Below are 6,779 nucleotides of genomic sequence, written 5' to 3'. Positions count from 1 at the left end.
TTGCCGACCCCGGAAAATCCACGGAGCCCCGACATGACCACCCCCGCCATCGGCATCATCATGGGCAGCCAGTCCGACTGTGAGACCATGCGCAATACCACCGAAACCCTCGATGCTCTTGGTATTTCCCACGAGGTGGAGATCATTTCCGCGCACCGCACGCCCGACCGCCTGCACGAATACGCAACCACCGCGCGCCAGCGCGGTCTCAAGGTGATCATCGCCGGTGCCGGCGGTGCTGCACACCTGCCAGGCATGTGTGCCTCCCAAACCTCATTACCAGTACTTGGTGTTCCGGTGAAATCCCGTGCCCTGAGCGGCCTTGATTCCCTGCTGTCGATTGTACAGATGCCCGGTGGTGTCGCCGTCGGCACTCTGGCCATTGGCGATGCCGGTGCCAAAAATGCCGGCCTGCTGGCCGCTCAGATTCTGGCCACGGCTGACGATGCGCTGATGAGCAAGATCGACGAATTCCGTCAGACCCAGACCGACACCGTACTGTCAGAACCAGATCCACGCACCGCGCTGTAAGCGCAGCAACCCGTATTAAAGAGAGTAACACGCACATGAAAATCGGAATTCTGGGTAACGGCCAGCTTGGTCAGATGGCCATGGACAGCATTCAGGACCTCACAGATCTTGAAGTCTCACTGTACGATCTGCGCAATCACAGTGATGAAGCTCTGGATGCATTTATCGCCAGTGTTGACCGTGTGTCCTATGAGACGGAAAACATTCCGGCGCATATCGTCGCCCGCCTCGAAGGCGTTGCCGATAAGCTGTACCCAAGCCTGAAAGCGCTGAAAACATTCCAGAACCGTTTACTGGAAAAGAACGCTCTGCGTGCTGCCGGTATCGCCACCGCTGACTTCTGTGCTGTTAACTCTCTGGAAGACGTTAAAAACGCCGTTGCACAGCTGGGCCTGCCCATCGTGCTGAAAACCACCACCGAAGGTTACGACGGTAAAGGTCAGTTTGTGCTGCGTTCTGCCGCTGATGCCGAACCTGCATGGCAGGCCATCGGTAACCGTGAACTGATTGCTGAAGCTTTCGTTACCTTTACCCGCGAAACTTCCGTGATTGCCAGCCGCGACGTAAACGGCAATATGGTCATCTGGCCGATGACAGAAAACGTGCATCACGAAGGCATTCTGCGTTACTCCCTCTACCCTTGTGCGGGTCTGAGTGAAGCCAAAGCGCAGCAGGCGCAGAATTATATCCGCCAGCTGGCTGACAGCCTGGACTACGTCGGCACGATAACTCTGGAATTGTTTGAAACCGCCGATGGCCTGGTGGCCAACGAAGTGGCGCCACGCGTACACAACTCCGGTCACTGGTCGATTGAAGGCGCTGAAACCAGCCAGTTCCGCAATCATATGCTGGCCATCTCCGGCCGCGAACTGGGTGCCACAACAGCCAAATACAATGCCGTGGCCATGATCAACGTGATCAGTGACGAAACGCCTGCGGAAAAAGCTGAAGGCATCAGCAATGCTTACCGCCACTCCTATGGCAAAGAAGCCCGTCCGGCGCGTAAGCTCGGCCACGTGACCGTAGTTGCCGACGGCACTGAACAGCGTGATGCAACCGTTACCGAACTGTCAGGATTAATTCCTGACGGCGTCTGGAAAGCCTGAGTCAGAAAAGGAAACCAACATGGCAAAGTCTCTTCAGGAACAATTACTGGCCGCCGGTCTGATCGATAAGAAAAAGGCCAAAAAAGCCGCCAAAGATATGAAGCATCAGGATCACCTGCAGCGTACCGGGCAGGATAATGATCTCGACAGCGCAAAAGAAAAAGCGGAAGCCGCACGCAAAGAAAAAGCAGCGCGCGACCGTGAGCTGAATCGCCAGAAAGAAACCGAAGCGCAGAAAAAAGCCATTAAGGCGCAGATCCGCCAGCTGATTCTGACCAATGCGATCACCAGCGAACAGGCGGATATTAAATACCAGTTTGTCGATGGTAAAAAAGTGAAACAGCTGTACGTTGACCAGGCAATCTGGGACCGTTTAAGCCGCGGCCAGCTGGCCATTATCACGGTAGATAAAGTACCGGGACAAAAAGGCTACGACGTCATTCCTCTGCCGGTTGCGGAAAAAATCCGCCAGCGTGACGCCGACTACTTTATGGTGATCGCCGAAAAAACCCACGGCGAGATGGAAGAAGACGATCCGTATGCAGCCTATCAGATCCCGGATGATCTGATGTGGTGATATAAATAAACACCCGGGTTGCTGTTCTTACCGCAGCCCGGTCTGTTTATCCTATCTGACACCTGAGTTATCATCTGTCGCCATTATCGGCTACCGATATCAACTAGCGATATTTCACTCTGTTTCAATAAAGGATTATTGAATGAAAACCTGCTTTAAACCGCTGATCTCCTCTCTCCTGCTGTCCGCTTTTCTTCTGCCGCTGACGGCAAACAGCAATACCTGTGATTCTGACCAGAACTGTCAGTCCATCAGCACGACTTCAGCTGCATTACACAATACAGCGCAAGCGCCAGCTGATGCTCTGCCTGCGTGGATGGAGCAGATAATCACAGAAACACCGGAAGATATCATTCTGGTTGATATTGAAAAGCTTGATCCGCGCATACGCATCACCCTGCGGGCGAACTCCGCCGCCGACATCAGCCGTTATATGCAACAAATTAAAGAGACGTCCGGCGGACATGATGTATCCATAATGGGTATGAAGCGGATTGAAGGCGCTACCCAGGCGATTATTGAAGTTGAGCAATAACGGTCGAGTAATAACGGTCGAGTAATAACGGTCGAGAGATAAAGACCGGCCGTTATGTGCTTCAGCTTTGGGCAGTCATCACTGCCCGCAGCCTGCACAGTAAGGACTCTCTGATTCGTTCTGCCAGGTCTTTCACCCAGCTTTCTTTAACGACGCTGAGGCTCTTCTTTCTTCGAGCCGGAAATGCGGGCAAACGCTAAAGCTCCGAGGGTCAGCAGGATATAAATCACCAGCATAAAAATCATCTGCTCAGGATTATCGCTGTATTCGTATTTCAGAATCAGCACCCCACCACCGGCTAAACCGACGATGGATAAGAGCGTAAGAATCAGTGACGACTGCGTCAGATGGCGGATACGGAAATTCGCATAAGCCATTAACAGTGACACCAGTAAAAAGGTCACGCTGCCGAATTCCAGTATCACCTTCAGACCACCGGCCAGAATCAATACCATGGAGAGCAGCGCCATCATCACGATGGCGGCTACCGGAATATTATGACTGCGATGCGCCAGAGACAACGGAAAAAAGCGGTCTTCGGCAATCACTGCCACTTGCCTGGAAGCACCAAACAACGTGCTGTTAATCGCACTGCTGGTTGCCAGCACAGCACCAAGAATCACAATATCGCTGCCCACACTGCCCAATACATCGCCGGCACCGGCCGCCAGAGCATACTCTTCATTGGCGATAATATCGGCAAACGGGATCGCCAGAATCGCCGCCAGTGCAATCACCACATATATAAGAATCGCCAGCGCAATGGCAGAATAAATCGCCCGGGGAATGTTTTTATCCGGGTTATCCATTTCTTTAACCGCATTAATAACCAGCTGAAAGCCTTCATAAGCAACAAATGTCACGGCTGCCACGGTCAGCACATTCATCCATGAGAACACGCTCTCCTGCTGCGCAAACAGCTGCGGTAGGCTGGTATTACGATGCATCAGCAGCACCACGGCAATAATGCTCAGCAGACCTACCTTGGTGTACACCATCAGATCTTCGATCTTACCCATGCCTTTAACGCTCCAGATATTCACCAGCGCAAACACGGCAATAATTCCGCAGGCTACCGCTTTACGGATACCGTCGTTACTGCCCCATTCAAAACCGCTGAGCGCGTACGAGGAGAAGGTATAGGCGTATAGCGCAATGGTCGCGATGTAGCCGAAAATCACGTACCAGCCGATTAAGGCAGCGGCCACCGGCGAGGACGGAAAGGTGCGCTTGAAGAAGCCGTAGGTCGCCCCTTCATCGCGGTAATAGACACCCAGTTTCACGTAAGAATACGCCGCCAGTGCGGCAATCATACCGCCGGCAAATATCGCCAGCGGCGTGTATGGGCCGATCATGGCCACAGATATTCCGAGAATGGTAAAAATACCGCCGCCGATCATGCCGCCCAGAGCAATGGCAATCAGCTCAGGTAAGCCCAGCGCTTTTTCAGATCCTTTGGCTACAGCAGATTCTTTCAACGTCTTTACTCTCATGTGCGTCCTTTCACTCTGCCATTTTCCGGACTGTGTGCGGGTCCTTCGATCAGGCAATATCAGACGCGATTAATCAGCGGCGTACTTTCAGGCGATTGTTGTTGTCACGACTGGCTCGGATGAGTTCACCGGCGCTTTTATCCGTTGCCAGCCCGAGCTTAGCTGTTCTGTCGTACAGCACCACGTTGACCGTGGCCGCCAGATTCATGCAGCCCACCGTCGGTACGTATACCACTTCGTCGGCGACATCCACTACCGGCTGCGGCAAATTGCCATCCTCCGGACCAAAGACGTACAGCGCATCCTGCGGATGTTTAAAATCCGGCAGCGCCGTTGCCCCTTCGACCAGCTCCACCGCAATCACCTGGGTGGATTCCGGCAGTTTGGCAATGGCCTCCGGGATCGCCGCTACATGCTCTACATGAGTGGTTTCGTGGGCCGCATTGGTATCAGTACGATAGCGGCGCGCGGTTTCATAGCGGTTGCCGGTATAAAACAGCCCATCGGCCTGATAACAGCCAATGGCTCTCAGAGCAGAACCAACATTAGTAACATCTTTGGGGTTAATCAGTGCGATATGAATCATGGTATTGCTGAAATCCGGGATAACAGCCGGCAGTTTACCACGTAGGTGTGCAGCTGCGCAGAAAGGAAGGGACAGACATATTGCCAGCCACTGATTAACAGCGTTCCGGTTCTCTGATCAGCGGCTCCATAACGATTACAACCAGACGGGTATAAAACAGACGGAAATAAAAAGGCCTTCTGCACCGAAAGTCATCCCAACAGCGGCACCCCACCCACAAGGTTGTCCGTCCATTAAACTTTATGCAGCCAACAGAATGGAAATATTGGCACCGATACAAAAGGCAAAAGCGAAAATAAAAAACCCTTTAACCAGACTCCCACCACCGGTACCGACAGCTCAGCTGGCACCTACGGCTTCGACCGTGCTTGGTTAAAGGGAAAAGCGGATGCCGGAATCCCTCCCGGCGGGCTAACTGAGTTCGTTATGATCCGGCAGCTCTGCCACAGCCGGACCCCAGCAATTAACGGGCAACGGCCTTTGGCTCGGCCAGTTCATTTTTCCGTTTAACCGCATCGTAATAGCTGGCATAGGCCGGACGGTTAAAGTACACACCATCACCGGCTTTACCGATCACTTCACCATCTTTGTACACGACTTTACCGTTCACCAACGTTGCTGCCGGAATACCGGTAACCGTCATGCCTTCAAAAATATTGAAGTCGATTTTTGATTTATGAGTACCGGCAGACAGCGTTTTGCTGGCATTCGGGTCCCACACCACGATATCGGCATCAGAACCTACGGCGATGGTGCCTTTGCGCGGATACACGTTAAAGATCTGTGCCGCATTGGTGGAGGTGATGGCCACAAATTCGTTTGGCGTCATACGGCCGGAATTCACGCCCTTCTCCCAGATCACCGACATACGCTCTTCCACACCGGCAGTACCGTTTGGAATTTTGGTAAAGTCATCTTTACCAGCCGCTTTCTGCTCGGCACAGAAGGCACAGTGGTCCGTTGCTGTGGTGTGCAGAGTTCCGGACTGTAAACCGTTCCACAAAGCCTCCTGATGGCCTTTAGGACGGAACGGAGGGCTCATAACGTGTGCTGCTGCAGCGCCCCAGTCCTTGTCGCGGTATACGCTGTCGTCCAGTACCAGGTGACCTGCCAGACATTCGCCATAAACACGCTGACCTTTGCTCTGCGCATAACGGATAGCATCCACCGTCTGCTCAGCAGACACGTGAACGATATAAATCGGGGCGCCCAGAGTATCAGCAACGGTGATGGCACGGTGTGCCGCTTCACTTTCCACAATCGGTGGACGTGACATCGGATGCGCTTCCGGCCCGGTCAGGCCTTTTTCCAGCAATTCGTTCTGCAGGTGATAAACCAGCTCGCCGTTTTCCGCATGAACGGTCGGCATTGCACCCAGTTCCAGACAACGGCTGAAACTGGACACCAGAATTTCGTCAGTACACATAATGGAGTTTTTGTACGCCATAAAGTGCTTAAAGCTGTTAACGCCATAATTTTCCACGAGATCGCCCATATCTTTATGAACGCTGTCATCCCACCAGGTGATGGCTACGTGGAAGCTGTAGTTCGCCACAGAATTTTCCGCCCAGCCACGCCATTTTTTATAGGCGTCCATTAACGGTTCCTGCGGTGATGGAATCACGAAGTCAATAATCGACGTGGTACCACCGGCAACTGCAGCAGAAGTACCGGACTCAAAATCATCAATGGTCACGGTGCCCATGAATGGGAAATTCATGTGCGTGTGTGGATCGATACCACCTGGCATAACGTACTGTCCGTCTGCTTCAACGATTTCAGTACCGGCAGGAATATCCAGGTTATCTCCGATGGCGACGATTTTTCCGCCATCACACAACACGTCTGCTTTATAGCTCAGTTCATGTGTGACAACGGTTCCGCCTTTAATCAGCGTCGGCATAATTTCTCTCCGCGATTATAAATTCAGGGTTAACCCGGCAAACCTCTG

The 6,779-nt window shown here is 52.8% G+C and carries 7 protein-coding genes; 4 read left to right on the top strand and 3 right to left on the bottom strand.

Annotation, left to right across the window (positions count from 1 at the left end):
- Positions 1 to 33 precede the first annotated feature (33 nt).
- The 4 genes from purE (at position 34) to B2Z72_RS13080 (ending at position 2,749) form a co-directional block, all read left to right on the top strand.
- Complete coding sequence (gene purE, locus B2Z72_RS13095; RefSeq protein WP_297004999.1) at positions 34 to 531, top strand: 5-(carboxyamino)imidazole ribonucleotide mutase; 498 nt, start codon at positions 34 to 36, stop codon at positions 529 to 531.
- A 35-nt stretch (positions 532 to 566) separates the two neighbouring features.
- Positions 567 to 1,637: a 5-(carboxyamino)imidazole ribonucleotide synthase gene (locus B2Z72_RS13090; protein WP_297004998.1), complete on the top strand. Its 1,071-nt coding sequence runs from the start codon at positions 567 to 569 to the stop codon at positions 1,635 to 1,637.
- A gap of 19 nt (positions 1,638 to 1,656) precedes the next feature.
- Positions 1,657 to 2,214, top strand: coding sequence for a DUF2058 domain-containing protein (locus B2Z72_RS13085; protein ID WP_296982791.1), 558 nt, complete (start codon positions 1,657 to 1,659; stop codon positions 2,212 to 2,214).
- 142 nt (positions 2,215 to 2,356) lie between these two features.
- On the top strand, positions 2,357 to 2,749 hold the full coding sequence (locus tag B2Z72_RS13080; RefSeq protein ID WP_296982790.1) for a hypothetical protein: 393 nt from the start codon (positions 2,357 to 2,359) through the stop codon (positions 2,747 to 2,749).
- Positions 2,750 to 2,895: 146 nt separating this feature from the next.
- Here the strand turns inward: B2Z72_RS13080 and B2Z72_RS13075 are convergent, their stop codons facing one another.
- The 3 genes from B2Z72_RS13075 to hydA all read right to left on the bottom strand — a co-directional run bounded on the left by B2Z72_RS13075 (position 2,896) and on the right by hydA (position 6,731).
- Positions 2,896 to 4,242, bottom strand: coding sequence for an APC family permease (locus B2Z72_RS13075; protein ID WP_296982789.1), 1,347 nt, complete (start codon positions 4,240 to 4,242; stop codon positions 2,896 to 2,898).
- Between the two features lie 73 nt (positions 4,243 to 4,315).
- Complete coding sequence (locus B2Z72_RS13070; RefSeq protein WP_296982788.1) at positions 4,316 to 4,828, bottom strand: RNA methyltransferase; 513 nt, start codon at positions 4,826 to 4,828, stop codon at positions 4,316 to 4,318.
- 463 nt (positions 4,829 to 5,291) lie between these two features.
- Positions 5,292 to 6,731, bottom strand: a complete 1,440-nt coding sequence (gene hydA, locus B2Z72_RS13065) for a dihydropyrimidinase (RefSeq protein ID WP_296982787.1) — start codon at positions 6,729 to 6,731, stop codon at positions 5,292 to 5,294.
- Positions 6,732 to 6,779: the final 48 nt, after the last annotated feature.

Source organism: Thalassolituus sp. UBA6592 (assembly GCF_002433655.1).
Classification (GTDB): Bacteria; Pseudomonadota; Gammaproteobacteria; order Pseudomonadales; family Oceanobacteraceae; genus Venatoribacter.
This window is presented reverse-complemented; position numbering and strand designations above follow the sequence as displayed.

Excerpts from the sequence above, each read along its gene's own strand:
- purE (WP_297004999.1), top strand. The coding sequence starts at position 34 with ATGACCACCCCCGCCATCGGCATCATCATGGGCAGCCAGTCCGACTGT.
- B2Z72_RS13090 (WP_297004998.1), top strand. The coding sequence starts at position 567 with ATGAAAATCGGAATTCTGGGTAACGGCCAGCTTGGTCAGATGGCCATG.
- B2Z72_RS13085 (WP_296982791.1), top strand. The coding sequence starts at position 1,657 with ATGGCAAAGTCTCTTCAGGAACAATTACTGGCCGCCGGTCTGATCGAT.
- B2Z72_RS13080 (WP_296982790.1), top strand. The coding sequence starts at position 2,357 with ATGAAAACCTGCTTTAAACCGCTGATCTCCTCTCTCCTGCTGTCCGCT.
- B2Z72_RS13075 (WP_296982789.1), bottom strand. The coding sequence starts at position 4,242 with ATGAGAGTAAAGACGTTGAAAGAATCTGCTGTAGCCAAAGGATCTGAA.
- B2Z72_RS13070 (WP_296982788.1), bottom strand. The coding sequence starts at position 4,828 with ATGATTCATATCGCACTGATTAACCCCAAAGATGTTACTAATGTTGGT.
- hydA (WP_296982787.1), bottom strand. The coding sequence starts at position 6,731 with ATGCCGACGCTGATTAAAGGCGGAACCGTTGTCACACATGAACTGAGC.